Annotated in this window: 26 protein-coding genes; 10 read left to right on the top strand and 16 right to left on the bottom strand. The window is 67.5% G+C overall.

What is annotated here, in order from left to right:
• Window positions 1-50: 50 nt before the first annotated feature.
• Window positions 51-872 carry an inositol monophosphatase family protein gene (locus DYS74_RS08455; RefSeq protein ID WP_121532803.1) on the bottom strand — a complete coding sequence of 274 codons (822 nt, stop codon included), beginning with the start codon at window positions 870-872 and terminating at the stop codon, window positions 51-53.
• A 77-nt stretch (window positions 873-949) separates the two neighbouring features.
• A complete protein-coding gene (locus DYS74_RS08450) occupies window positions 950-1,318 on the bottom strand; it encodes a helix-turn-helix domain-containing protein (RefSeq protein ID WP_121532801.1) in 369 nt (122 codons plus the stop codon).
• A 366-nt stretch (window positions 1,319-1,684) separates the two neighbouring features.
• Here DYS74_RS08450 and DYS74_RS08445 point away from each other — a divergent pair, with 366 nt between their 5' ends.
• Window positions 1,685-2,671, top strand: a complete 987-nt coding sequence (locus DYS74_RS08445; protein WP_121532799.1) for an NADPH:quinone oxidoreductase family protein — start codon at window positions 1,685-1,687, stop codon at window positions 2,669-2,671.
• Here DYS74_RS08445 and DYS74_RS18650 read toward each other — a convergent pair.
• Window positions 2,644-3,510, bottom strand: coding sequence for a LysR family transcriptional regulator (locus tag DYS74_RS18650; RefSeq protein ID WP_183077488.1), 867 nt, complete (start codon window positions 3,508-3,510; stop codon window positions 2,644-2,646). The genes DYS74_RS08445 and DYS74_RS18650 overlap by 28 nt on opposite strands.
• Window positions 3,511-3,622: 112 nt before the next feature.
• On the opposite strand from DYS74_RS18650, the gene DYS74_RS08435 reads away from it, so the two are divergent.
• Together DYS74_RS08435 and DYS74_RS08430 are read left to right on the top strand one after the other, a co-directional pair.
• A complete protein-coding gene (locus DYS74_RS08435) occupies window positions 3,623-3,844 on the top strand; it encodes a DUF1127 domain-containing protein (RefSeq protein ID WP_121532797.1) in 222 nt (73 codons plus the stop codon).
• Window positions 3,845-3,989: 145 nt separating this feature from the next.
• Window positions 3,990-4,709 (top strand): Bax inhibitor-1/YccA family protein, encoded by a 720-nt coding sequence (locus tag DYS74_RS08430; RefSeq protein WP_121532795.1) that lies wholly within the window; start codon window positions 3,990-3,992, stop codon window positions 4,707-4,709.
• Window positions 4,710-4,793: 84 nt separating this feature from the next.
• Here the strand turns inward: DYS74_RS08430 and DYS74_RS08425 are convergent, their stop codons facing one another.
• Together DYS74_RS08425 and DYS74_RS08420 are read right to left on the bottom strand one after the other, a co-directional pair.
• Entirely contained in the window at window positions 4,794-5,780 is a 987-nt protein-coding gene (locus tag DYS74_RS08425) for a type I glyceraldehyde-3-phosphate dehydrogenase (RefSeq protein WP_121532793.1), read from the bottom strand.
• A gap of 87 nt (window positions 5,781-5,867) precedes the next feature.
• On the bottom strand, window positions 5,868-6,860 hold the full coding sequence (locus DYS74_RS08420) for an MDR family oxidoreductase (RefSeq protein ID WP_121532791.1): 993 nt from the start codon (window positions 6,858-6,860) through the stop codon (window positions 5,868-5,870).
• A gap of 167 nt (window positions 6,861-7,027) precedes the next feature.
• On the opposite strand from DYS74_RS08420, the gene pth reads away from it, so the two are divergent.
• On the top strand, window positions 7,028-7,738 hold the full coding sequence (gene pth, locus DYS74_RS08415) for an aminoacyl-tRNA hydrolase (protein ID WP_121532789.1): 711 nt from the start codon (window positions 7,028-7,030) through the stop codon (window positions 7,736-7,738).
• Window positions 7,739-7,744: 6 nt separating this feature from the next.
• On the opposite strand, the gene DYS74_RS08410 is transcribed toward pth, so the two are convergent.
• Genes DYS74_RS08410 through DYS74_RS08400 form a run of 3 tightly spaced genes read right to left on the bottom strand, consistent with a single transcriptional unit; the run spans window position 7,745 to window position 10,583 of the window.
• Window positions 7,745-8,173, bottom strand: coding sequence for a VOC family protein (locus tag DYS74_RS08410; RefSeq protein WP_121532787.1), 429 nt, complete (start codon window positions 8,171-8,173; stop codon window positions 7,745-7,747).
• Between the two features lie 50 nt (window positions 8,174-8,223).
• Window positions 8,224-9,657, bottom strand: a complete 1,434-nt coding sequence (locus DYS74_RS08405; RefSeq protein WP_121532785.1) for a hypothetical protein — start codon at window positions 9,655-9,657, stop codon at window positions 8,224-8,226.
• Window positions 9,658-9,662: 5 nt separating this feature from the next.
• Window positions 9,663-10,583, bottom strand: a complete 921-nt coding sequence (locus DYS74_RS08400; protein ID WP_147435476.1) for a transferrin-binding protein-like solute binding protein — start codon at window positions 10,581-10,583, stop codon at window positions 9,663-9,665.
• Window positions 10,584-10,812: 229 nt separating this feature from the next.
• Between DYS74_RS08400 and thyX the strand changes: the two genes are divergently transcribed.
• From thyX to DYS74_RS08385, 3 genes are all read left to right on the top strand, one after another.
• Window positions 10,813-11,727 carry an FAD-dependent thymidylate synthase gene (thyX, locus tag DYS74_RS08395; protein ID WP_113898989.1) on the top strand — a complete coding sequence of 305 codons (915 nt, stop codon included), beginning with the start codon at window positions 10,813-10,815 and terminating at the stop codon, window positions 11,725-11,727.
• Between the two features lies 1 nt (window position 11,728).
• A complete protein-coding gene (locus tag DYS74_RS08390) occupies window positions 11,729-12,709 on the top strand; it encodes a toll/interleukin-1 receptor domain-containing protein (protein ID WP_121532781.1) in 981 nt (326 codons plus the stop codon).
• Window positions 12,710-12,791: 82 nt separating this feature from the next.
• Window positions 12,792-13,220 (top strand): DUF1810 domain-containing protein, encoded by a 429-nt coding sequence (locus DYS74_RS08385; RefSeq protein ID WP_121532779.1) that lies wholly within the window; start codon window positions 12,792-12,794, stop codon window positions 13,218-13,220.
• Here the strand turns inward: DYS74_RS08385 and DYS74_RS08380 are convergent.
• Window positions 13,195-14,028, bottom strand: a complete 834-nt coding sequence (locus DYS74_RS08380) for an alpha/beta fold hydrolase (protein ID WP_121532777.1) — start codon at window positions 14,026-14,028, stop codon at window positions 13,195-13,197. The genes DYS74_RS08385 and DYS74_RS08380 overlap by 26 nt on opposite strands.
• 60 nt (window positions 14,029-14,088) lie before the next feature.
• Between DYS74_RS08380 and DYS74_RS08375 the strand changes: the two genes are divergently transcribed.
• Window positions 14,089-14,691, top strand: coding sequence for a hypothetical protein (locus DYS74_RS08375; protein WP_121532775.1), 603 nt, complete (start codon window positions 14,089-14,091; stop codon window positions 14,689-14,691).
• Between the two features lie 55 nt (window positions 14,692-14,746).
• Here DYS74_RS08375 and DYS74_RS08370 read toward each other — a convergent pair whose 3' ends face one another.
• Genes DYS74_RS08370 through fabA form a run of 3 tightly spaced genes read right to left on the bottom strand, consistent with a single transcriptional unit; the run spans window position 14,747 to window position 17,315 of the window.
• Complete coding sequence (locus DYS74_RS08370) at window positions 14,747-15,535, bottom strand: enoyl-ACP reductase FabI (protein ID WP_121532773.1); 789 nt, start codon at window positions 15,533-15,535, stop codon at window positions 14,747-14,749.
• A 16-nt stretch (window positions 15,536-15,551) separates the two neighbouring features.
• Entirely contained in the window at window positions 15,552-16,781 is a 1,230-nt protein-coding gene (gene fabB, locus DYS74_RS08365; RefSeq protein ID WP_121532771.1) for a beta-ketoacyl-ACP synthase I, read from the bottom strand.
• Between the two features lie 24 nt (window positions 16,782-16,805).
• The gene (gene fabA, locus DYS74_RS08360; protein WP_121532769.1) at window positions 16,806-17,315 is read right to left on the bottom strand and encodes a bifunctional 3-hydroxydecanoyl-ACP dehydratase/trans-2-decenoyl-ACP isomerase; all 510 of its coding nucleotides are present in this window, start codon (window positions 17,313-17,315) and stop codon (window positions 16,806-16,808) included.
• A 172-nt stretch (window positions 17,316-17,487) separates the two neighbouring features.
• On the opposite strand from fabA, the gene irrA reads away from it, so the two are divergent.
• Entirely contained in the window at window positions 17,488-17,916 is a 429-nt protein-coding gene (gene irrA, locus DYS74_RS08355; protein ID WP_281272460.1) for an iron response transcriptional regulator IrrA, read from the top strand.
• 6 nt (window positions 17,917-17,922) lie between these two features.
• On the opposite strand, the gene DYS74_RS08350 is transcribed toward irrA, so the two are convergent.
• Window positions 17,923-18,375, bottom strand: a complete 453-nt coding sequence (locus tag DYS74_RS08350; RefSeq protein ID WP_121532767.1) for a GNAT family N-acetyltransferase — start codon at window positions 18,373-18,375, stop codon at window positions 17,923-17,925.
• 65 nt (window positions 18,376-18,440) lie between these two features.
• Window positions 18,441-19,010 carry an elongation factor P gene (gene efp / locus DYS74_RS08345; protein ID WP_121532765.1) on the bottom strand — a complete coding sequence of 190 codons (570 nt, stop codon included), beginning with the start codon at window positions 19,008-19,010 and terminating at the stop codon, window positions 18,441-18,443.
• Between the two features lie 97 nt (window positions 19,011-19,107).
• Here efp and epmA point away from each other — a divergent pair, with 97 nt between their 5' ends.
• Entirely contained in the window at window positions 19,108-20,172 is a 1,065-nt protein-coding gene (gene epmA / locus DYS74_RS08340) for an EF-P lysine aminoacylase EpmA (protein ID WP_121532763.1), read from the top strand.
• Here the strand turns inward: epmA and DYS74_RS08335 are convergent.
• Both DYS74_RS08335 and DYS74_RS08330 read right to left on the bottom strand, forming a co-directional pair.
• On the bottom strand, window positions 20,148-20,528 hold the full coding sequence (locus DYS74_RS08335; protein WP_121532761.1) for a DUF2237 family protein: 381 nt from the start codon (window positions 20,526-20,528) through the stop codon (window positions 20,148-20,150). The two genes, epmA and DYS74_RS08335, sit on opposite strands and share 25 nt — an antisense overlap.
• A 13-nt stretch (window positions 20,529-20,541) precedes the next feature.
• On the bottom strand, window positions 20,542-21,705 hold the full coding sequence (locus DYS74_RS08330) for a serine hydrolase domain-containing protein (RefSeq protein WP_121532759.1): 1,164 nt from the start codon (window positions 21,703-21,705) through the stop codon (window positions 20,542-20,544).
• Window positions 21,706-21,757 lie beyond the last annotated feature (52 nt).

Below are 21,757 nucleotides of genomic sequence, written 5' to 3'. Positions count from 1 at the left end.
CGAAAGTGGGGGCGGAAGGCCCCCTCGCCCGACCGCGGCCGGTGGCCCGCTCAGGCGTTGAGCACCGCCATCGCGGCGGCATGGATCTCGGCATTCGCCGCGGCCAGCACGCGGCCGCCGCGCCAGGCGGGGCCGCCTTCCCAGTCGGTGACGACGCCGCCTGCGGCCTCGATCACCGCGATCGGCGCGCCGACGTCATAGGGCTGCAGCCCGGCCTCGACGACCAGGTCGATCTGCCCCGCCGCGATCAGCGCATAGGCGTAGCAGTCGGTGCCATAGCGGGTCAGCTTCACCTCGCGCGACAGGCGGGCGAAGGCCGCGCCCTCCTCGGCGGTGCCGACCTCGGGGAAGGTCGAGAACAGGATCGCATCGGACAGCTTGCGCGGCGCGCGCACGGCAAGCTCGGCGCGCCCCAGCGGACCGGTCACCTGCGCCGCACCGAAACCGCCGACGAAGCGCTCGCCGATATAGGGCTGATCGATCACCCCCAGCAGCGGCTGGCCCGGCCCCTCGGCGGTCTCCTCGGAGAGCGCGACCAGCACCCCCCAGGTCGGCGTGCCCGACATGTAACCGCGGGTGCCGTCGATCGGATCGAGCACCCAGGTCAGCCCGCTTTCGCCGCGCACGACACCGTATTCCTCGCCATAGATGCCGTCCTTCGGCCGCCGTACGGCCAGGATCTCGCGCATCGCCCGCTCGGCGGCGCGGTCGGCCACGGTCACCGGGTCGAAGCGCTCGGTCTCCTTGGTCTCGGCGGCAAGCCCGCCCGCGGTGCGGAAGTGACGCAGGCTCTCGCGCCGGGCGGCATCGGCCAGCGCCTCGGCGGTGGCGATCAGATCGGCGGTTTCGGTGGACGACAGTTGCGGCGACATGGCACCCCTCCAAATGACAAGGGGAGCGGTAACCGCCCCCCTGCATCGGGTCAACCCCGCGGTTCCGCCGGCGGCTTTCAGGCCGCGTCGGACAGCACCTTCGCCAGCTCGAACAGGCGGCGGCGCTGCGCCTCGGGGATGGCATAATAGGAGCGCACCAGCGCAAGCGCCTCCTTGTCGGCCATCAGGTCGGCTGCCGGAGCGGCCGCGCCGGTCACCGGCGCCTCGCCGGCAAGACCTTCGAAGAAGAAGGAGACGGGCACTTCGAGCGCGTCGGCGATGTCCCAAAGACGGGAGGCCGACACACGGTTCATCCCGGTTTCGTATTTCTGAATCTGCTGAAATTTAATACCGACCTTGTCGGCCAGTTGCTGCTGGGTCATGCCGATCATCCAACGACGATGGCGGATGCGCTTGCCCACGTGGACATCAACCGGGTGTGTCATTCAATCGTCCTCAAGCCACTTTATTTTCTCTGGATATCACGGCTCAAAGCGGGGAATCCGGCGCAAAACCGCAAACCTATCCAAAAAGACAGGTCTCGTCGGCACCCCGCCGCAAGCCGACTTGTCCTTTTGGTCAGGTTCAAAGAAATCAGCCCAAGGGCGCAGTCGAGAAACTGATTTCGCGCTCAGCGTGTTTTGCATTTTGCAATGCAATTTGCAAATTCCCCGAGGGAAATCCTCTCAGCCTGCAACGCGGTTGATTCGTCGCTCCGACGAACGGCGGTCTGGTCGGCTCCGCCTCCCGCCGTTATCCTGACACCGATTTCGGCCGGCCCACCCGGCCCGACCAAGCGACCCGAGGAGACGATGCGCGCCATCCTGCTGAGCGAGACGAAGACCGCCCCGACCCTGACCGAGCTGCCCCTGCCCGCCCCGGGTCCGGGCGAGCTTTCCGTCGCGATCGCCGCCTGCGGGCTCAACTTCGCCGACCTGCTGATGATCGAGGGGAAATATCAGGACACCCCCGCCTGCCCCTTCGTGATGGGAATGGAACTGGCCGGCACCGTCACCGCGGCCGGTCCGGGCACGACGATCGCGCCCGGCACCCGGGTTGCGGTGTTCTCGGGCCAAGGCGGGCTGGCCGAGGCCGGCGTCTTTCCCGAGACGCGCTGCACCCCCCTGCCCGAGGCGATGAGCTTCGAGGCGGCGGCGGCGTTCCAGATCGCCTATGGCACCTCGCATGTCGCGCTGTCGACCCGCGCGCGGCTTGCGCCGGGCGAGACGCTCGTGGTGCTGGGCGCGGCCGGCGGCGTCGGGCTGACCGCGGTCGAGATCGGCAAGCGGATGGGGGCGCGGGTGATCGCGCTGGCCCGTGGGCAGGAAAAGCTGGCCGTGGCGCAGGCCGCCGGCGCCGATGTGCTGATCGACAGCGAGACGCCCGATCTCAAGGCCGCGCTGAAGGCCGCGGGCGGGGCCGATGTCGTCTATGACGCGCTTGGCGGGGCCGCGGGCGAGGCCGCCTTTGCCGCGCTGAAGCCGGGCGGGCGGTTCCTGGTGATCGGCTTTGCCGCGGGCGAGCCGCCCATGCTGAAGCTGAACCACGCGCTGGTGAAGAACCTCGAGATCCACGGTCTCTACTGGGGCGGCTATCTCACGCTCGATCCGAAGGTGCTGACCACGTCGATGGCGACGCTCTTCGGCTGGTTCGCCGAGGGCGGGCTGACGCCGCATATCTCGGCCCGCTTCCCGCTCGAGCAGACCGCCGAGGCGCTCGAGATGCTGCGCACGCGGCGCTCGACCGGCAAGGTGGTGGTGCTGACCGCGCCTCAGGCGGCGATGGCCGAGGGGCGATAGGCGCGCACGATCTCGGCGCGCAGCGCATCGGCGATCGCGCCCCGGGCGCGGCCGCCATCATACAGACAGATGCAGGACCGGCCGAGATCGGGTAGCCCGGCCTCGGGGCCGAGCTCCATGCAGCCGGGCGGGTAATAGCCCTCGAGCCGCACCGAAACCCCCAGCCCCGCGGCGACGGTCGCATCGACCACCTGTTCGCTGTCGCCCTCCATCGCGTTGCGCCAGGCGATGCCCGCCCCGTCAAGCGCGGCAATCGCGATCGGGCGGAAGGCGCAGATCTCGGCGAAGGCGATGCGCAGCGGCCGCTCGTGCTCGGCGCGCAGCCCCGGCGCGCCCAGCCAGACGAGGCGGCGCTCGTCAAGCACCTCGCCCCCCGGCCCCGGTGCGGTTTCCGTGGTCAGGATCAGGTCGAGATCGCCCGCCTCGTGCCGCACCCGCAGCTCGCGGCTGGCATGGGTGGTCAGGGTGATGCGCAGCCGCGGCGCCTGCACCGCCATCAGCCGCAAGATCGCCGGAATCTGCGGCGCCACGATGTCGGGCGGCACGCCGAGGCGGATCTCCTCGACCTCCTCGGTCAGGCCAAGCGCCTCGAGCGCCTCGTCGTTCAGCGCCAGCATCCGGCGCGCATAGGTGACCAGGCATTGCCCCTCGACCGTGGGCTCGAGTCGACGCGCGCGGCGGTTGAAGAGCGCGACGCCCAACGCCTCCTCGAGTCGGCGGATCTGCATCGAGACCGCCGATTGCGTCAGATTGAGCAGTGCGGCCGCACGGGTCACCGAACCGGCTTCGGTGACAACCAGCACGGCGCGCAGCGCGGCAAGGTCAAGGTTGCGGGGCATCATCACGATCCTTGATAGTAACCCGCACAATCTTTCGTTATGCTGATGGATACGTCAAGATGTATCAACTTTCGTGAAGATCAGGACACCGAGTTCACGAAAGGAGACGGAAATGATCCGCACCCTGCGCCTTTTCGCCCCGCTGCGCCGGTCGCGCAGCCTGCTTGCAACGCTGCTCGGCTGGCAGAGCCTGCGCCGCAGCCGGCGTGCGCTGACTTTCCTCGATCCGCGGCTGATGGCCGATGCCGGCATCGACCCGCGCGAGGCGATGCAGGAGACCGAGCGGCCGTTCTGGGATGCGCCGGCACATTGGTTCGACCGGCCCGGCCACTGAGCCGATCCCGGCCCCCGCTCCCGCCATCGTGTTTCTGCGCCTGCATTTTCCGGCCGGAAAGCGCTTGAAATGCGCCGCCCCGCTTCCAATATCGGGGCGGAAAGCGGCCTCAGGGGCCGCCAAAGGGACATGCACGGAGGTTTTCATGGCTGAGTTCGACACGATGCGCAGGGCCGCGGCGGGCCAGCGCTCCGCCTATATCGACGAGGGTCTGCGCACCCACATGAACAAGGTCTACGGGCTGATGTCGGTGGCGATGCTGATCACCGGCGCGGTCGCCTGGGGCGTGGGCTCGAACCCGCAGCTCGTCGCCGCGATCTTCGGCACCGGGCTGAAATGGGTGGTGATGCTCGCCCCGCTCGCGGTGGTCTTCGCCTTCGGCGCGATGATCAACAAGATGAGCACCTCGACCGCGCAGATGGTCTTTCTGGGCTATTCGGCGCTGATGGGGCTCTCGATCAGCTTCATCTTTGCCGCCTACACCGGCATCTCGGTCGCGCAGACCTTCCTCGTCACCGCGATCTCCTTCGCGGGTCTGTCGCTCTACGGTTACACCACCAAGCGCGACCTGTCGGCGATGGGGTCGTTCCTGATGATGGGCCTGATCGGTCTGATCGTCGCCTCGCTGCTCAACCTCTTCATCGCGTCGAGCGCGCTGCAGTTCGCGATCTCGGTGATCGGCGTGCTGATCTTCGCCGGGCTGACCGCCTATGACACGCAGAACATCAAGAACACCTACCTGCAGCTCGCGGCCTCGGACCACGATTTCGTCGGCAAGGCCGCGATCCTCGGCGCGCTGCAGCTCTACCTCGACTTCCTGAACCTGTTCATGTTCCTGCTGCAGTTCATGGGCGACCGCCGCTAACCGGCGCAGGACATCCGGACATGCGAAAGCCCCGCCATTGGCGGGGCTTTTGCTGTCGGGGATTTGCCGTCTCCGGGGCGCGCGTCACGCCATCCGGCAGGTCACGTCGAGCATCCGGTTCGAGAAGCCCCATTCGTTGTCATACCAGCCGAAGACGCGCAGCATGCCCCCCGCGGTGCGCTTCGTCTCGGGGCAGGCCATGACCACGCTTTCGGGCCGCGCCCGCAGGTCGGTGCTGACCAGCGGCAGGTCGGTCGCGCCGATCACGCCCCCCGCGGCACGGAAGGCGGCATTCACCGCCTCGATCGTCGTCGGCCGCTCGGTGACGAGCGCCAGATCGACCGCCGAGACCGAGGCCGTGGGCACCCGCACCGCCTGCGCGATGACATGGCCCGCCAGATGCGGCAGCACCTCGTCGACAAGCCGCCCGGCCGAGGTCGTCGTCGGCACCATCGACAGCGCCGCGGCGCGCGAGCGGGCGAAATCGGCCGCCGGCGCGTCGACCGTGGGCTGGCTGCCGGTGTAGCAATGCACCGTGGTCATCGAGCCGGTGACCACGCCCCACTCCCGGTCGATCAGCCGCAGCAGCGGCGCGAGCGCATTGGTGGTGCAGCTGGCGTTCGACACGATGCGCTGCGCGCCGAGCTTCTCCTCGTTCGCGCCCAGAACCACGGTCAGCTCGGCCGCCTTCGAGGGGCCCGAGATCAGCACCCGCCGCGCCCCGGCCGCAAGGCCGCGGCCGGCGATCTCGGCCGTGTCGGCGCGGCCGGTGCATTCCATCACCACGTCGACGCCCGACAGGTCGAGCCGGCTGAGGTCGGGCTCGTGATGCAGCGGGATCGCCACGCCGTCGATCACCAGCGCGGCGCCATCAAGCCGCGCCTCGCCCGGCCAGGGGCCGAAGACCGAGTCCCAGGCGAAGAGATAGGCGCTGATCTCGGCCTTGGCGATGTCGTTGATGCCGACGATCTCGAGCCCGGGCCAGCGCCCGCCGCCCTTCGCCCGCTCGCGCATCAGCGCCCGCAGCACCGAGCGCCCGATCCGACCAAACCCGTTGATGAAGACCTTCATATCCGCCCTCCGGTCCGTGTCCGGCCTGCTTACGCCCGCCGCAGGCGGACCGGAAGGGCTGCGATTGCGACGGTTACAATCGCACGGTCATTTGAGCACGATCACGGTGCGGCCGCGGGTCTCGCCGGCGACGATGCGGCGGGCAAGCTCGGGCAGATCCGAGAACGGCGCGGTGGTGGTCAGGCTGGCAAGCTTGGCCCGGTCGAGATGGGCATCGAGGAAGTCCCACGCGCGGCGGCGCTTCTCCTGCGGCGCCATCACGGAATCGACGCCCAGAAGCGCCACGCCGCGCAGGATATGCGGCATGACCGAAGCCGGCAGATCGGCACCGCCCGCAAGACCGCAGGCCGCGACCGCGCCGCCATAGACGGTCTGCGCCAGCACATTCGCCAGCGTCGTGCTGCCCACGGTATCGACCGCGCCCGACCAGCGCTCGGCCTGCAGCATCTTGCCCGGCGTGGCGAGGTCCGCGCGGTCGACGAAACCCGTCGCGCCAAGCCCCGCCAGGAAGTCGTGCTGCTCGGGCCGGCCGGTCGCCGCGGTGACGGCATAGCCGCGCGCCGCCAGAAGCGCGATCGCCACGGTGCCGACGCCGCCCGCCGCGCCGGTGACCAGCACCTCGCCCGCGCGGGGCCGGATCACGCCCCAGTCCTCGAGCGCCAGCACGCACAGCGCCGCGGTGTAGCCCGCCGTGCCGATCGCCATCGCCTCTTCGGCCGTGAAGCCCGCGGGCAGCCGCGTCAGCTGGCCGGGTTTCAGCCGCTGGAACCGGCTGTAGCCGCCCCATTCGGTCTCGGACAGACCCCAACCGTTCACCACCACCCGGTCCCCCGGCCCCCAGTCGGGCGCGCGGCTTTCGACCACCGTGCCGGCAAGGTCGATCCCCGCCACCATCGGCAGGCGCCGCGCGATCCGGCCCTTGCCGCTGACCGCGAGCCCGTCCTTGTAGTTCAGGCTCGAGTGGCTGATCTCGACCAGCACGTCGTTGTCGGGCAGATCGGCGAGGGTCAGTTCCTCGAACCCCGCCTTCGGCTTGCCCTCGTGATCGCGGATCACCATCGCGGTGAAATGCTCGCCCATCCTTGCGTCCTCCTCCTGCCCGGCCGCTCCGGCCCGGTCCCTGCGCGGCAGAATGGACCCGGCCGGGGGGCAACCGCAAGGCGAAGGATCCGCCGCGCGCGCCCTGCCCCCGCCGGGGCTGGAACGCGGACCCCGACCGGGCTAGAAGGCGCGAAAGGAGAACGCGCATGAAGCTTTGGGTCGGGCTCGGCAATCCGGGCGAGAAATACGCCGGCAACCGGCACAACATCGGCTTCATGGCCGTCGACCGGATCGCCGCGGACCACGGCTTCGGGCCCTGGCGCAAGGGCTATCACGGCCAGGTCAGCGAGGGGCGCTTCGGCTCGAGCCGGGTGATCTTGCTGAAACCCGAGACCTACATGAACGACTCGGGCCGCTCGGTGCGGGCGGCGGCGGATTTCTACAAGATCCCGCTCGAGGAGATCACCGTTTTCCACGACGAGCTCGACCTCGCCCCCGGCAAGTGCCGGCTCAAGCACGGCGGCGGGCATGCCGGGCACAACGGGCTGCGCTCGATCCACGCCCACCTGGGCGAGGCCTATGGCCGGGTGCGGCTTGGCATCGGCCATCCGGGCGACAAGGCGCGGGTGGCGAATTACGTGCTGGCCGATTTCGCCAAGGCGGAACAGGCGTGGCTCGACGACCTGTTGCGCGGGATCTCGGACGGGGCGCCGGCGCTTGCCGCGGGCGACGAGAGCCGCTTCCTGAACGCGGTGTCGCTGCGCACCGCGCCGCCGCGCAGCTCGGCCGGGACGAAGGCCCCGAAGACCGAGGGCGCGGCCACCGCGAAACCCGCAGCCGAAGCGGCACGGGAGGCGGCGCCCGGGGAAGACCCCCGCACGCCGCTCGAAAAGCTTGCCGACCGCTTCAAGCGGTGAGCCGGGTCACCAGTGCCCGGTGTTGGGCATGCTGAGCCAGGGCTCGGCCGGCGCCTTCGCCGCGCCGATCTGCAACAGCTCGATCGAGATGTTGTCGGGCGAGCGCACGAAGGCCATGTGACCATCGCGCGGCGGGCGGTTGATCGTCACCCCGGCCGCCTGCAGCTTCTCGCACATCGCATAGATGTCCTCGACGCCATAGGCGAGATGGCCAAAATGGCGGCTGTCGGAGGGCAGACCGGCGTCGCCGTCCCAGTTCCAGGTCAGCTCGACCGGGCAGTCTTCCTGCCCCTCGGGCGCCATGAAGACGAGGGTGAAGCGGCCGCCCTCGTTGTCGATCCGGCGCGTTTCCTTCAGGCCCAGAAGCTCGAAGAAGGCCATGCTCCTTTCAAGGTCGAGCACCCGGACCATGGTGTGCAGATAACGGATTTTCATGTCTCACCTCCTGTCGCGCCGAAGCTAAGGCGCGGCGCCCGCCTGTCCAGTCAGAATGCCGAACGCCAGCCAAGCGCCACCGACACCTCACTGCGGGTGAAGCGGCTGACGTTGCTCGTGACGCCAAGCGCCTGCAGCTTCAGCTCGGGGGTGAAGGCGGCATAGCCGATCTTCGGCGACCACAGGCCCAGCTCGGCCCAGGCCATGTCATCCTGCCGCCCGCCCGCCGGCCGCATCCCGGCGATCGAGTAATCGGGATAGACCGTCGTCGCCAGCCCCGCCCCAAGGCTCAGATGCACCGGGCCGAGGGTCCATCCCGGCTCGTAGCTGACCGAGCCCGACACCGCCCAGGACCGGGCCATCGCGCTCGAGCTGTCCAGCTCGCTCGCCGAGACCCCGAAGCCGAGCGTGCCGCCGGCGAGCCCGCGGCTCATGCCGAAGTTGAGCGCGCGCAGGAAATCGTCCCGCGACGAATCGACCCAATCGCGCCGCTCGAACGAGGCCCCGAAGCTCAGCGTGGTGCCCGCCCCCAGGCTGCGCATCAGGTCGGCGCGCAGCTGACCGTAATCGTAATTCGGCCGTCCGCCCTGCCAGGACCGGCCGAGCTCGAGCTGACCGCGGCCGGTCAGATCGGCCGAGAGGCGCCGGGCATGAACCAGCATCATGCCAAGCGCTGCCGAGGAGAATTCGGAATTGTGGATCTCGACCGGATCGGGCGCGGGTGTTCCCGGCAGATAGGGCGGCACCATCTGCGGCCGCCCGGCAAGCTCGACCGCGCGGGCATAGGCCACGGCGCCAAGGCGGGTCTCGCTTGCCGCATCGCGCGCAAGGCGATAGCTGACATCGGCATTCAGCGTGGCGGCGACCCCGCGCAGCGCCATCGCATCGCCGCTGAGCCAGCCCACCGCGTCATAGCCATCGATGACATTGGTGCGCCCGTCGGCGCCGCCATTGACGTTGTCGGACGGCTTGATGCCGAAGCGCAACCGCCCGTCCCAGGGGTTGTCGGCGCGCAGGTGGCGGAAATCCTCGATCGCCACGGCGCGGTGTCTCGCGTCCGGCGCATACTGGATGGTGTGGCGCGCCCAGTATTGCGCCGCAAACCAGCGCCGGTCGGCAAGCGCGACCTGCGCGGCCAGGCGCGCGGCCTCGTAATGCTGACGCGCCGTTTCGGCACTGTCAAAGCTCGCCCGCGCGGCACGGCGCGCGGTCTCGGTATTGCCCGCCCGGAAGGTGATCTGGCCGACGATGAAATGCGCGAGCGGGTTCTTCGGATCGCGCAGCAACAGCACTTCGGCCAGCTGCAGTGCCTCGGCCGTGCGCCCCGCCGCGGCCAGCTGCGACGCCGCAATCTCGAGCTGCGGGATCGTCGCCTGATCGACCGGAACCCGGGCCTGCGGGGCCTGCGCCGCGGCGCTTGCGGCAAGGACCGCGGCAAACAGCCCGGCCAGAAGGCCGGGCCGCAGGATCGCACCCAGGACCATCGCGGTCAGCGCGGCGCAGTCTGCGAGCAGACACCACCCGGATCGTTCGGACCGCCGCAACGCGACAGCACGAAGACGCCATGTTCCTGCTCGTCGTCAACGTCGCGGATGACCTCGGTCAGGTGCACGAGCCCGGCCACCGAATTCGCCCCGCGCCCGCCGAAGGCGCCGCCATAGGCCCCGATCTGGTTCTTGTCGGAATCTTCCGCGCTGCCCTCGAAGGTGCCGTTCTCGGTGATGTCGGTCGCCACGAGGATCACGTTGCTCAGCGCCGTATTCGTGTCCACCACCATCCGGTTGTAGATCGAGCCGTTGACGCTGTTGTCGGCAAAGTTCGCGTTCAGGAAGATGTTGCCAGACACGCGCGCCGACTGCGACGGCAGCAGCGACGGATCGGTGCCCGGCTCGGTCGGCAGAAGCACGCTCGTCGGATCCCCCTGCGAGATGCCACCGTTCAGCAACCCGGCATAGTTGCCGGCATAGGACACCTGACCGGCCCCCGGCCCGGTGCCGATCTCGGGCCGCTCGAAGGCGCCCTTGCGGGTGTAGACACCGCCGGCGAAATACTTGTTGAACTGCCCGCCATCCGCCACCGTCGTGGCCGAGACCGAACCGTCGGGCGACTGCGCCGCAAGCGCGATGAACAGCCGGTCGAGCGCGTCTTCCTGCACCGAATAGGCCTGATAGCCCGCCACGTCGAGCGCGGCGGTGCGGCGATACTGCACGGTTGTCGGCGTCGAATCGAGCGAGGCGATCTGCACGTTCAGGGTCTGGGCCGCGGGGTCATAGGCGATGGCATTCACGTTCACCCGCAGATCGGCGGGGATATCGGCGGCCGAGGTGATCGGCCCGTTGTCCGTGCTGCCGCCTCCGGTTCCCCCTCCCCCCGGTCCGACCACGGCCGCCCCGCCGCATGCCGAAATCATGAGAACCGCCGCCAGCGGCAAAATGAACCTGCACATTATGGATGTCTTTCTGTGAGCCTGCCTCGCCGCGAAGGGTGCCCAAGCCCCCCCGGAAAGTCAATTCTTGCACACGTTTGCGAGAGTCGTGCCCGCCCGCCGTGGCCAGCCAGAAACACCCGCATCATGTCGCGGTTCCGCGCACCCGCCCCGCCAGATATAGTACGAGCCGAATCTATCCCCGGAGGACCCCATGCCGCTCACCCCCGAACAGGAAGCCGAGATCGCCGCACAGCGCGCCACCGCCTCCCCCACCCTGCGCGCCACCGCCCCGGGGATGGAGGCGCATCTCTATACCGCGCATCCGGTGCTCGACCACGGCCTCGTGCGGGTGATCGACTACATGGGCGACGACGCGGCGATCTGTCAGGCGGCGCGCGTGAGTTACGGCCGCGGCACCAAGGCGGTCAGCGACGACCGCGGCCTGATCCGCTATCTGATGCGGCACTGGCACTCGACGCCGTTCGAGATGTGCGAGGTCAAGTTCCACGTCAAGCTGCCGGTCTTCGTCGCCCGGCAATGGATCCGCCACCGCACCGCCAACGTGAACGAATATTCGGCGCGCTATTCGATCCTCGACCGCGAGTTCTACATCCCCGCGCCCGAGAACCTTGCCGCGCAGTCCACCGTGAACAACCAGGGCCGCGGTCAGGTGCTGGAAGGGGCCGAGGCCGCGCGCGTGCTCGACCTGCTGCGCGAGGATGCGATGCGCAGCTATGACCATTACGAGGACATGCTGACGCCCGACGCCGAGGCCGGCAAGCTGGGCCTTGCGCGCGAACTCGCGCGGATGAACCTGCCCGCGAACATCTACACGCAATGGTACTGGAAGATCGACCTGCACAACCTCTTCCACTTCCTGCGCCTGCGCGCCGATACCCATGCGCAATACGAGATCCGGGTCTATGCCGAGACGATGTGCGCGATCGTCAAGGACTGGGTCCCCGCCGCCTACGAGGCCTTCGAGGATTACCGTCTGGGCGGGCAGACCCTGTCGGGGAAGGCGGTCGAGGTGCTGAAACGCCGGCTGGCCGGGGAAGCGGTGACGCAGGAGACGTCTGGCATGAGCAAGGGCGAATGGCGGGAATTTGTGGGGGTGTGGGGATAAAATGAAAGTATTTATCAGCTGGAGCGGCACTCGCAGCAGAGCAGTCGCCACAGCACTAAAAGACTGGCTTCCAATCATCTTAGAAGGGGTCGAGCCATGGGTTTCTGACAAAGATATTTCTGCGGGTGAACGTTGGGCCCAGTCCGTAGCGGGGGAGCTCGAGGCCGCTAACTTTGGGATAATTTGCATAACACCCGAAAATCTGAATGCAGACTGGATCTTATTTGAGTCGGGAGCACTTTCAAAATCAATGCAAGATGCGCGAGTCATCCCGCTTCTGTTCGACCTTGATTTCAGCGACATCTCCGGGCCTCTAGCTCAGTTTCAAGCAAAAAAACTTGAAAAGGACTCGATGAGAGAGGTGGTAATATCAATCAATAAACACTCTGATAATCCGACTTCTGACGAGGTGCTCAGCAAGCGTTTCGATCCCCTGTGGGCAACATTCGAAGAAGACCTAAAGAAAGTCCCAGCAAAGGAAACATCTGAAAAAAGCAAAAGGACGCAGTCCCAAGTTCTCGAGGAGCTCGTGGCAACCGTGCGTTCTTTGGAGAACAAGTTTCGCGAGATTTCCTTATCTCAACAAGATGGCTCTCTCAACTCAGCGAGACGGCCTCGACAGAATCCGAAAATGATGTTTAGGATAATGGAGCTGGGACACAGCGAAGCGAGCTCATCAATATTCCTCCCCATGCTCGCGGGATTTTTCAGAGATGACGCCCCGTGGATATCTGAGGTTCTCCTAGATATAAACAGAGATCTGGAGGAAAATAGCAAGGCCCGGCGAATTTCCGCACATAAGAAGTTGCGCGATCTTTTGGAAATAATGCAGAGAGATTCCCCTATCATTAGAGACCTCTCCGAATCAAAAGACCTCTATTTTTTATTCAGAGAAGCATCCCACATGATTGAAAACAGGATAATGCGTGAAGTGCCTCCCTCCGGAAGAGGTCTGGATCTCAAAACGCCGAGGAACACTTAACCGTCAGCCCCCATTTAACCATGGACAGAATGGGTAGCTGTATATCCCCTTAAATATGAAGCCAATTGAGTCAGCTCCCCCCATGCCCCACCGCTTCCACGCCCCGCAATCCCGTGACCTGCCCATTGCCCTACGCGAGCTCCGCGCGGGGCGGAAGCTCACGCACTGGATCTGGTGGATCTTCCCGCAGCTCGCCGCCCTCGGCCGCTCGTCGCGGGCGTTGGAATACGGGCTGCGCGATCTCGCCGAGGCGCGCGCCTATCTGGCCGACCCCACCCTGCGCGCGAACCTGATCGCGGCGGCCGAGGCGGTGCTCACCCACCCCGACACGCCGATCGTGGACATCATGGGCCCCGTCGATGCGCTGAAGCTGCGCTCCTGCGCCACGCTCTTCGAGGCGGCCTCGGAGGGGCGCGAGCCGGTCTTCGCGCGCCTCCTCGACACGTTCTATGCCGGTGAGCGCTGCCCGCTCACCCGCGCCGCGCTCACAGCCGCGCCACCCAGTCCCTGAGCACCGCGACCGCCTCGGGCTCGTCGAGGAAGGGGATATGGGCGCGGCCCGGCACCTCGGCAAACAGCATGTCGGGGCGGCGGCGGCGCATCTCGGCCGCGGCCCCCGCGCCCAGCAGATCGGAATTCGCGCCGCGGATCAGCGCAAGCGGCAGCCCCTCGCAGGCGTCGAACAGCGGCCAGGCCTCGGGCACGCTGCCATCGGCCGGGAAGGCCGAGACGAAGGCGTCGCGCAGCGCCGGGTCATAGTTGATCGTCACCCCCTCGGGCGTCTCGAGGTAATGGCGCTCGACCTCCTCGCGCCAGCGGCTTGCCGGCACGCCCTCGAACCCCGCCATCACCGAAGGCAGCTTTGCCGCCAGCTCGTCGAAGGTCTGCGCCACCGGATTGCGGCCGATATAGGCGAAGATCTTCATCAGCCCGTCCTTCTCCAGCGCCGGGCCGACGTCGTTCAGGCACAGCCCGGTGACACGCGGCCTGGCGACAGCGGCCAGATACATGCCGATCAGCCCGCCGCGCGAAGTGCCGAGGATCGCCGCCGAGGCCAGCCCGAGATGGTCGAGCAGCGCCAGCGCATCCGCCCCCTCGCGCGGCACGGTATAGGTGGCGGCGCCGGTCCAGGCGCTGTCGCCGCGGCCGCGGTAATCCATCCGGATCACCCGGCAGCCCGTCAGCGCCGGCATCGCATAGTCGAAGTCGCGCCCGGTGCGGGTGAGCCCCGCCAGCGCCAGCACCGCCGGCCCCTCGCCCTCGTCGCGATAGGCGATCCGCGCCCCGTCATCGGCGGTAAAGAACTGAACTTCGGTCATGTTTTCCCTCTTGGCACCGGCCCCTGCCCCGCTACCTTAGCGACAAAGAAGGAGAAGACCATGCCCGAGACGCTGGAAAAGATGCAGGCGCGCCTCGCAGAGCTCGAGGCGCAGATCGAGGCGGAATGGGAAAACCGGCGCGAACGGCTGAATTACCACCTCGACCGCGGGCGGGTGGTCTTTGGCGAGGGCGTGCGCGAGGCGCATCGCCATGCACGCGTCAACCTGTGGCTGTTCCTGCGCCGCACCCGGCCGCTGGTCGTGCTGACTGCGCCGCTGATCTATGCGGTGGTGATCCCCTTCGCGCTGCTCGACCTCTTCGTGACGATCTATCAGACGATCTGCTTTCCAGTCTACGGCATCCAGAAGGTGCGCCGGCGCGACCATGTGGTGATCGACCGCCATCACCTTGCCTATCTGAACGGGATCCAGAAGCTGAACTGCATGTATTGCAGCTATGGCAACGGCGTCATCGCCTATGTCCGCGAGGTGGCGGCGCGGACCGAGAAATACTGGTGCCCGATCAAGCACGCGCGGCGGATGAAGGGCGCGCATGGCTATTACGGCGAGTTCTGCGATTTCGGCGATGCCGAGGCGTTCCAGAAGGAAACGCCGCGGCTGCGGCGCGAGCTGCGCGAGGTCGAGCCGCCCGCGAAGGACTGAGCCGCAACGAAAAGGGGCCCCGAAGGGCCCCTCGCATCCTGTGCCGCGATGCAGCTCAGAGGTTGTCGGGCTGCGGCATGCCAAGCACGTGATAGCCGCAATCGACCATCACGATATCGCCGGTCGAGCACGCGCCATAGTCCGAGCACAGCCAGACCGCGGTGCCGCCCACGGCCTCGAGCGTCGCGTTCTGCCGCAGCGGGCTGTTCGCCTCGGTGTGGCGGAAGGTCTTGCGCGCGCCGCCGATCGCGGCGCCGGCCAGGGTCTTCATCGGCCCGGGCGAGATCGCGTTGACCCGGATCCCCTGCGGGCCGAGGTCGTTCGCCAGATAGCGCATCGAGGATTCGAGCGCCGCCTTCGCCACGCCCATTACGTTGTAGAACGGCGTCACCCGGTTCGAACCGCCATAGGTCAGCGTCACCAGCGAGCCGCCCTCGGGCATCAGCTCGGCGGCGCGGCGCGCCACGTCGATGAAGCTGAACACCGAGATGCACATCGAGTTCTTGAAGTTCTCGCGGCTGGTGTTGATGAACCGCCCGGTCAGCTCGTGCTTGTCGGAATAGGCGATGGCATGGATCAGGAAATCGATCGTGCCCCATTCCTCCTTCAGCCGCGCGAAGGCGGCATCTAGGCTCGCGTCGTCGTTCACGTCGACATCGACGAGCAACGTCGAGCCGACGGAAGCCGCCAGAGGCTCCACCCGCTTGCCGAAGGCCTCGCCCTGATAGGAAAAGGCAAGCTCCGCCCCTTCCGCCGCCAGCGCCGACGCGATGCCCCAGGCGATCGAGCGGTCGTTCGCGACCCCCATCACCAGGCCGCGCTTGCCCTTCATCAAGTCTGCCATGTCCTGCCTGTCCCGTTCAGTCCTGATATTTGCTCATCACCAGAGTCGCGTTGGTGCCGCCGAAGCCGAAGCTGTTCGACAGGACCGAGTCGAACTCCACGTTCTCGCGCAGAGAGGTGGCAATTTCCTCGGGCCGGATCGCCGGGTCAAGCTGGGTGACGTTGGCCGAGGCGGTGATGAAGCCGCCCTGCATCATCAGGAGGCAATAGATCGCCTCGTGCACACCGGTCGCGCCCAGGCTGTGGCCGGTGAGCGACTTGGTCGAGGAGACCGGCGGCACCGCCCCCTCGCCGAAGACGCGGCGCACGGCCTCGATCTCGGTGACGTCGCCCGCGGAGGTCGAGGTGCCATGCGCGTTGATGTAGCTGACCTGCCGGCCTTCGGGCAGGGTGCTCAGCGCAAGCCGCATCGAGCGCTCGCCGCCCTCGCCCGAGGGCGCAACCATGTCGTAGCCGTCCGAGGTGGCGCCATAGCCGGTGACCTCGGCATAGATCTTGGCACCGCGCGCCTTCGCGTGTTCGAGCTCCTCGAGCACCACGATGCCGCCGCCGCCGGCGATGACGAAGCCGTCGCGGGTCGCGTCGAAGGGACGGCTCGCGGTCTCGGGCGTGTCGTTGTATTTCGAGCTCATCGCCCCCATCGCGTCGAACAGGCAGCTGAGCGTCCAGTGCAGCTCCTCGCCGCCGCCGGCAAAGACGATGTCCTGCTTGCCCATCTGGATCAGCTCGGTGCCGTTGCCGATGCAATGCGCCGAGGTCGAGCAGGCCGAGGTGATCGAATAGTTCACGCCCTTGATCTTGTAGGGCGTGGCAAGGCAGGCCGAGGCGGTCGAGGACATGCAGCGCGTGACCATGAACGGCCCCATGCGCTTCGGCGCGCCCTTGGTGATGACGGTCTGGTGCGCCTCGAAGAAGTTCGAGGTCGAGGGCCCGCCCGAACCGACGATCAGCCCGGTGCGCGGGTTCGACACGTCGCTCTCTTCAAGCCCGGCATCGGCGATCGCCTGTTCCATCGACAGGAAGGCATAGGCGGCGCCCGGCCCCATGAAGCGCAGGTTGCGCTTGTCGATGTGATCCTCGAGCGTGATCTTCGGCTCGCCCTTGACCTGGCTGCGGAAGCCGTGCTCGGCGTAATCGGGCGCGAAGACGATGCCCGAGCGGCCAGCCTTCAGGCTGGCGGTGACTTCGTCGGCGGAATTGCCGATCGGCGAGACGATGCCCAGACCGGTGATGACGACGCGGCGCATGGTGGCCTCCTCAATGTTCGGGGGTCAGCTCTCGGAGAGCGCGACCTTCATGTCCTTGACGATGTAGATCACTTCGCCATCGGCCTCGACGATCCCGTCGGCGACGCCCATGGTCAGCCGGCGCGTCAGCAGCGCCTTGGTGAAATCGACCTTGTAGGTCAGCATCTTGCGGTCCGGGCGCACCATGCCGGTGAGCTTGACCTCGCCGACGCCGAGCGCATAGCCCCGCCCCTGCCAGCCACGCCAGCCGAGGTTGAAGCCGGTCAGCTGCCACAGCCCGTCAAGGCCGAGGCAGCCGGGCATGATCGGGTTGCCCGGGAAATGGCAGTCGAAGAACCACAGGTCCGGGGTGATGTCGAATTCGGCGACGACATGGCCCTTGCCATGCAGCCCGCCATCGGCCGAGATCTCGGTGATGCGGTCCATCATCAGCATCGGCGGCGCCGGCAGTTGGGCATTGCCCGGCCCGAACAGTTCGCCGCGCGCGCATTTCAGCAGATCCTCTTTCCCGAAGCTTGTCGGAAAGCCAGCCATCGGCACGTATCCCCCCAGTGGTTTGCCCCTCCCCTCTATCACCCGCGCAGGCGCACGTGCAAGGGCCGCCCCCGCCGCAGGCGCAGCCATTGCAGCCCCCGCGCGCCCTGTCGCGGGGCGATTGTCCATTGAAAGCCTCGGCTTTCATGAAATATAGATGGGGCTGGGAGACATGACCGTGACAACGATGCTTGCACATGAGCGGGGTCAGCGCTGGCTGACCGAGGGCGGGCTGCGCCCGACGCGGCAGCGGCTTTCGCTGGCGTCGCTGCTGGTGGGCGACGGCCTGAACCGCCACGTCACCGCCGAGAGCCTCTATGCCGCGGCGCTCGAGGCGGGCGAGAAAGTGTCGCTCGCCACCGTCTACAACACCCTGCGCGCCTTTTGCGAGGCCGGGATCATGCACGAGATCACCGTCGACGGCACGCGCAGCTATTTCGACACCCGGATCGACGATCACCCGCATTTCTTCTGGGAAGATGACAACCGCCTGTCGGATGCCTCGCCCGAGGAGCTGGAAATCGCGCATCTGCCCGAGCCCCCCGCCGGCACCGAGATCAGCCGCGTCGATGTGGTGATCCGGCTGCGCCGCAAGGGCTGAGCCCGCTCACCCTGCCGGCATCCAGGCGTAATGCACGACCGGATGGCCGCGCTCCGGATGCCGCCCTTCTTGCGTCAGCACCAGCCCGGCCCGCTCGTAGAACGCGCGCGCGGCGTCATTCTGCGCCCAGGTGTAGAGTGTGAACCCTCCGGGCATCCGCCGCTTTGCCAGATCGAGGAGCTGCCGGCCAAGCCCCCGCCCGATCCGGTCCGGCCGCACGAAGATCTCCTCGAGCACGCCGCGCGCGGGGGCGAGCGCCAGGAAGGCGACGATCTCGCCCGCCTCCTCGGCCACCGTCACCTCGGGCCAGAGCGTGCCGAGCGCCGCCCCGACCCGTTCGCGCAGAAACGCGGGCGAGGGCAGGTTCGGCGCCCCGCCGTGGCCCGCGCTGGCGTGCCAGATCTGGGCGATAGCGTCCGCGTCCGCCGGACGGGCCGGGCGCAGAAGGATCTGTTCCATGGAAGCCTCCGGAAAACGCAAAAGGCGCCCCGAAGGGCGCCTTTGAAACTGGTCGGGGCGAAGGATCACTCCTTCGCACGCTCGACGTAGGAGTTGTCGGTGGTGTTGATGATGATCTTGGTGCCGACGCCGATATGCGGGGGCACCATCACGCGGATGCCGCCGGTGCAGGTCGCGGGCTTGTAGGAGGACGAGGCGGTCTGGCCCTTGACCACCGGCTCGGTCTCCTCGACCTCGACGGTGACCTTCTGCGGCAGCTCGATCGACAGCGCCACACCCTCGTGGGTCAGCATCCACACCCGGATGCCGTCGCGCAGGTGGACCTTGGCGTCGCCCACGACATCCTCGCTCACCGCGATCTGGTCGTAGGTTTCGGGGTTCATGAAGTGATAGCCTTCGCCGTCCTCGTAGAGGAAGTCATACTCGGCCTCGTCGACATGCGCCTTCTCGACGCTGTCCACGGTGCGCCAGCGCTCCGACACCTTCACCCCGTCCGAGATGCGGCGCATTTCGACCTGGGTCACCGAGTTGCCCTTGCCCGGGTGAACGTTTTCGGCGGTGAGCACGATGTAGAGAACACCGTCCATATCGAGGACGTTGCCCTTGCGGATCGAGGAGGCGATGACTTTGGCCATGATTGCGGTCCCTGGTTGTAGAAGGCAGGCTCTGGCGCCCGGATGGCTGAGCGCCTAAACCATCCGCAACGGAATTTCCAGTCGAAAGCCACAGAACATGTCCGAGACCCCGTGGTGGAACGCCGAACGGCATGCCGACCGCCGCCCGATCCTGCTCGCGCGCAACCGGACCCGGCGCGCGATCGGGGACTGGCTCGAGGCGCGCGACTTCATCGAGGTCGATCCCTCGGCCCTGCAGATCAGCCCCGGCAACGAGGCGCATCTGCACGCCTTCACCACCACCGCGATCGGCAATGACGGGCTGCCGCATCCGATGTATCTGCACACCTCGCCCGAATTCGCGATGAAGAAGCTGCTCGCGGCGGGCGAGCGGCGGATCTTCGCCTTCGCCCATGTCTGGCGCAACCGCGAGCGCGGCAGCCGCCACAGCCCCGAGTTCACCATGCTCGAATGGTATCGGGTGGGCGAGGATTACACCGTGCTGATGGACGATTGCGCGGCGATGCTGCGGCTGGCGGCCGAGGCGGCGGGGGTGCGGGTGTTCCGCTATCGCGGCATCGACTGCGATCCCTTCGCCGCGCCCGAGCGGCTGAGCGTGGCCGAGGCCTTTGCCCGCCATGCCGGCATCGACCTGCTGGCCACCTGCCGCGGCGCCGAGACCGACGCCGAAGCCCTGCGCGCGCAGTGCCGCGCCGTGGGGATCGGGGTCGGCGACGACGACACCTGGTCACTGATGCTGTCGAAGGTGCTGGTCGAGAAGGTCGAACCGCATCTCGGCCATGGCCGCGCCACGATCCTCGACCGCTATCCGGCCGCCGAGGCGGCGCTCGCCCGCCCCGCCCCCGATGACGACCGCGTCGCCGAGCGGTTCGAGCTCTATGCCTGCGGGGTCGAGCTGGCGAATGGCTTCGGCGAGCTGACCGATGCCGCCGAACAGCGCCACCGCTTCGAGCTGGAGATGGAGGAGAAGGCCCGGATCTATGGCGAGCGTTACCCGATCGACGAGGATTTCCTCGCCGCCCTCGCCCAGATGCCCGCGGCCAGCGGCATCGCGCTCGGCTTCGACCGGCTGGTGATGCTCGCCACCTCGGCGCCGCGGATCGAGGACGTGCTCTGGACCCCGGTCGCCGATCCGGCTCAGAACGGCGACAGCACCCGGTAAAGCCGCAGCACCTCGAGCGGCACCAGCTCGAGCGTGCGCGCATGCGTCGCCTCGAGCACGACAGGCGGCGCGCAGCCCTCGTCATGCGCCTCGAGGAAGCGCCCCGCGCACAGGCACCAGCGGTCGCCGGGTTTCAGCCCGGTGAACCCGAGTTCGATCCGCGGCGAGACGAGATCGTTGCCGACATAGCTCGACCAGGCCAGGAACTCGGCCGTCATCACCGCACAGACGGTATGCGCCCCGGCATCCTCCCAGCAGGTGTTGCAATGCCCGTCGCGGAAGAAGCCGGTGCGCGGCGCCCCCGAGCACAGCTCGAGCGGCCCGCCCAGCACGTTGACCGAAGGCTCCATCTCCATCGCGCGCTCCCCCTCAGGGAGCAGCCTGCGCGAGGGCGCGGAACATCGCAAGGTTTTCCTCGTTGACGCCCTCGGCATCAAAGCCGCGATCGGCGCTGTTCACCGCGATCACCACGCCCGCCGCGGGGTTCACGTAGATGTACTGGCCATAGATCCCGCGCGCCATGTAGTCGCCGCCGTGATCGGCATTGTCGACCGGCACCCACCACTGGAAACCATAGCCCGCCCCGTCCACCGCCTGATGCGCGGTCGAGGCCGCGACCCAATCGGCCGGCACGATCTGGCGGCCGTTCCAGAAGCCCTTTTGCAGGAACATCTGGCCGATCCGGGCATAATCGCGGGTGCGCAGGTTCAGCCCGCCCAGCACGAAGCCCGTGCCCTCGCCGTCGGTCAGCATCACCGGGCTCGCCTCGAGCCCCATCGGCGCGATGATCCGCTCCTGCATCAGTTCGACCGGATCGCGCCCGGTGGCACCATGGATCACCATGCCCAGCACATGCGTGTCGATCGAGACATAGTGCATGTGGCTGCCGGGCGCCGTCGCCCGCGTCTTCAGCGAGGCCGCGAAGGCATCCATCGAGCCGCCAAGCGCCAGCACCCGGCCCATGCGGTTGATGTCGGAACCGAAGTCCATGTAGTCCTCGTTGAAGGCGACGCCCGAGGACATGGTCAGCACGTCGCGGATCGTCGTGCCGTCATAGGCCGAACCCTTCAGGGCCGGCACATATTGCGTCACCTGCGCATCGAGATCGGGAATCCTGCCCTCGGCCACCACCGTGCCGAAGAGCGCCGACAGCACCGATTTCGCCATCGACCAGCTGATCCGCAGATCGTCCGCCCCGGTGCCGAGGAAATAGTCCTCCTGCACGATCTGCCCCGCGCGCAGCATCACGACCGCGGTGACGGCGCGACGGGTGATCCAGTCGCGCTCGACCGGGCCGATCGGTTCCGCCACGCCCGCGGGCAGCGGCGAGACCGGCCCGGTGCCGCGATCGAGCACGCGCGAGCGGAACAGCCGATCCATGTGCGAGAAGTTCTGCACGATCCGCTGTTCCGAAAACAGCCCGTTCACCGCAATCAGCCGGGTGATTTCCTCGCGCTTCCAGATCCCCGCCGCGATGGCAATCACCACCACCGCAAGCAGCACCCGCGCCCCGATCCGCATCATCCGCCGCATCCGTTCCTCCCTGCCGCGCCGGCCGCCCTCCCGCAGCCCGGATGCAGGGAAG

The organism is Paenirhodobacter hankyongi (assembly GCF_003664585.1).
GTDB lineage: Bacteria > Pseudomonadota > Alphaproteobacteria > Rhodobacterales > Rhodobacteraceae > Rhodobacter > Rhodobacter hankyongi.
The sequence above is the reverse complement of the archived record's forward strand: the minus strand, read 5'-3'. Positions and strand labels throughout refer to the sequence as shown.

Bases quoted from the DNA above. Each gene is read 5' to 3' on its own strand.
- efp (WP_121532765.1), bottom strand. From the start codon at position 19,010: ATGGCCAAAGTCATCGCCTCCTCGATCCGCAAGGGCAACGTCCTCGAT.
- DYS74_RS08455 (WP_121532803.1), bottom strand. From the start codon at position 872: ATGTCGCCGCAACTGTCGTCCACCGAAACCGCCGATCTGATCGCCACC.
- DYS74_RS08335 (WP_121532761.1), bottom strand. From the start codon at position 20,528: ATGGAGATGGAGCCTTCGGTCAACGTGCTGGGCGGGCCGCTCGAGCTG.
- thyX (WP_113898989.1), top strand. From the start codon at position 10,813: ATGCCGCTCACCCCCGAACAGGAAGCCGAGATCGCCGCACAGCGCGCC.
- DYS74_RS08330 (WP_121532759.1), bottom strand. From the start codon at position 21,705: ATGCGGCGGATGATGCGGATCGGGGCGCGGGTGCTGCTTGCGGTGGTG.
- DYS74_RS08425 (WP_121532793.1), bottom strand. From the start codon at position 5,780: ATGAAGGTCTTCATCAACGGGTTTGGTCGGATCGGGCGCTCGGTGCTG.
- pth (WP_121532789.1), top strand. From the start codon at position 7,028: ATGAAGCTTTGGGTCGGGCTCGGCAATCCGGGCGAGAAATACGCCGGC.
- fabA (WP_121532769.1), bottom strand. From the start codon at position 17,315: ATGGCTGGCTTTCCGACAAGCTTCGGGAAAGAGGATCTGCTGAAATGC.
- DYS74_RS08380 (WP_121532777.1), bottom strand. From the start codon at position 14,028: ATGACCGAAGTTCAGTTCTTTACCGCCGATGACGGGGCGCGGATCGCC.
- DYS74_RS08445 (WP_121532799.1), top strand. From the start codon at position 1,685: ATGCGCGCCATCCTGCTGAGCGAGACGAAGACCGCCCCGACCCTGACC.
- irrA (WP_281272460.1), top strand. From the start codon at position 17,488: ATGACCGTGACAACGATGCTTGCACATGAGCGGGGTCAGCGCTGGCTG.
- DYS74_RS08405 (WP_121532785.1), bottom strand. From the start codon at position 9,657: ATGGTCCTGGGTGCGATCCTGCGGCCCGGCCTTCTGGCCGGGCTGTTT.
- epmA (WP_121532763.1), top strand. From the start codon at position 19,108: ATGTCCGAGACCCCGTGGTGGAACGCCGAACGGCATGCCGACCGCCGC.
- fabB (WP_121532771.1), bottom strand. From the start codon at position 16,781: ATGCGCCGCGTCGTCATCACCGGTCTGGGCATCGTCTCGCCGATCGGC.
- DYS74_RS08420 (WP_121532791.1), bottom strand. From the start codon at position 6,860: ATGGGCGAGCATTTCACCGCGATGGTGATCCGCGATCACGAGGGCAAG.
- DYS74_RS08410 (WP_121532787.1), bottom strand. From the start codon at position 8,173: ATGAAAATCCGTTATCTGCACACCATGGTCCGGGTGCTCGACCTTGAA.
- DYS74_RS08450 (WP_121532801.1), bottom strand. From the start codon at position 1,318: ATGACACACCCGGTTGATGTCCACGTGGGCAAGCGCATCCGCCATCGT.
- DYS74_RS08375 (WP_121532775.1), top strand. From the start codon at position 14,089: ATGCCCGAGACGCTGGAAAAGATGCAGGCGCGCCTCGCAGAGCTCGAG.
- DYS74_RS08390 (WP_121532781.1), top strand. From the start codon at position 11,729: ATGAAAGTATTTATCAGCTGGAGCGGCACTCGCAGCAGAGCAGTCGCC.
- DYS74_RS08435 (WP_121532797.1), top strand. From the start codon at position 3,623: ATGATCCGCACCCTGCGCCTTTTCGCCCCGCTGCGCCGGTCGCGCAGC.
- DYS74_RS08430 (WP_121532795.1), top strand. From the start codon at position 3,990: ATGGCTGAGTTCGACACGATGCGCAGGGCCGCGGCGGGCCAGCGCTCC.
- DYS74_RS08350 (WP_121532767.1), bottom strand. From the start codon at position 18,375: ATGGAACAGATCCTTCTGCGCCCGGCCCGTCCGGCGGACGCGGACGCT.
- DYS74_RS08400 (WP_147435476.1), bottom strand. From the start codon at position 10,583: ATGATTTCGGCATGCGGCGGGGCGGCCGTGGTCGGACCGGGGGGAGGG.
- DYS74_RS18650 (WP_183077488.1), bottom strand. From the start codon at position 3,510: ATGCCCCGCAACCTTGACCTTGCCGCGCTGCGCGCCGTGCTGGTTGTC.
- DYS74_RS08385 (WP_121532779.1), top strand. From the start codon at position 12,792: ATGCCCCACCGCTTCCACGCCCCGCAATCCCGTGACCTGCCCATTGCC.
- DYS74_RS08370 (WP_121532773.1), bottom strand. From the start codon at position 15,535: ATGGCAGACTTGATGAAGGGCAAGCGCGGCCTGGTGATGGGGGTCGCG.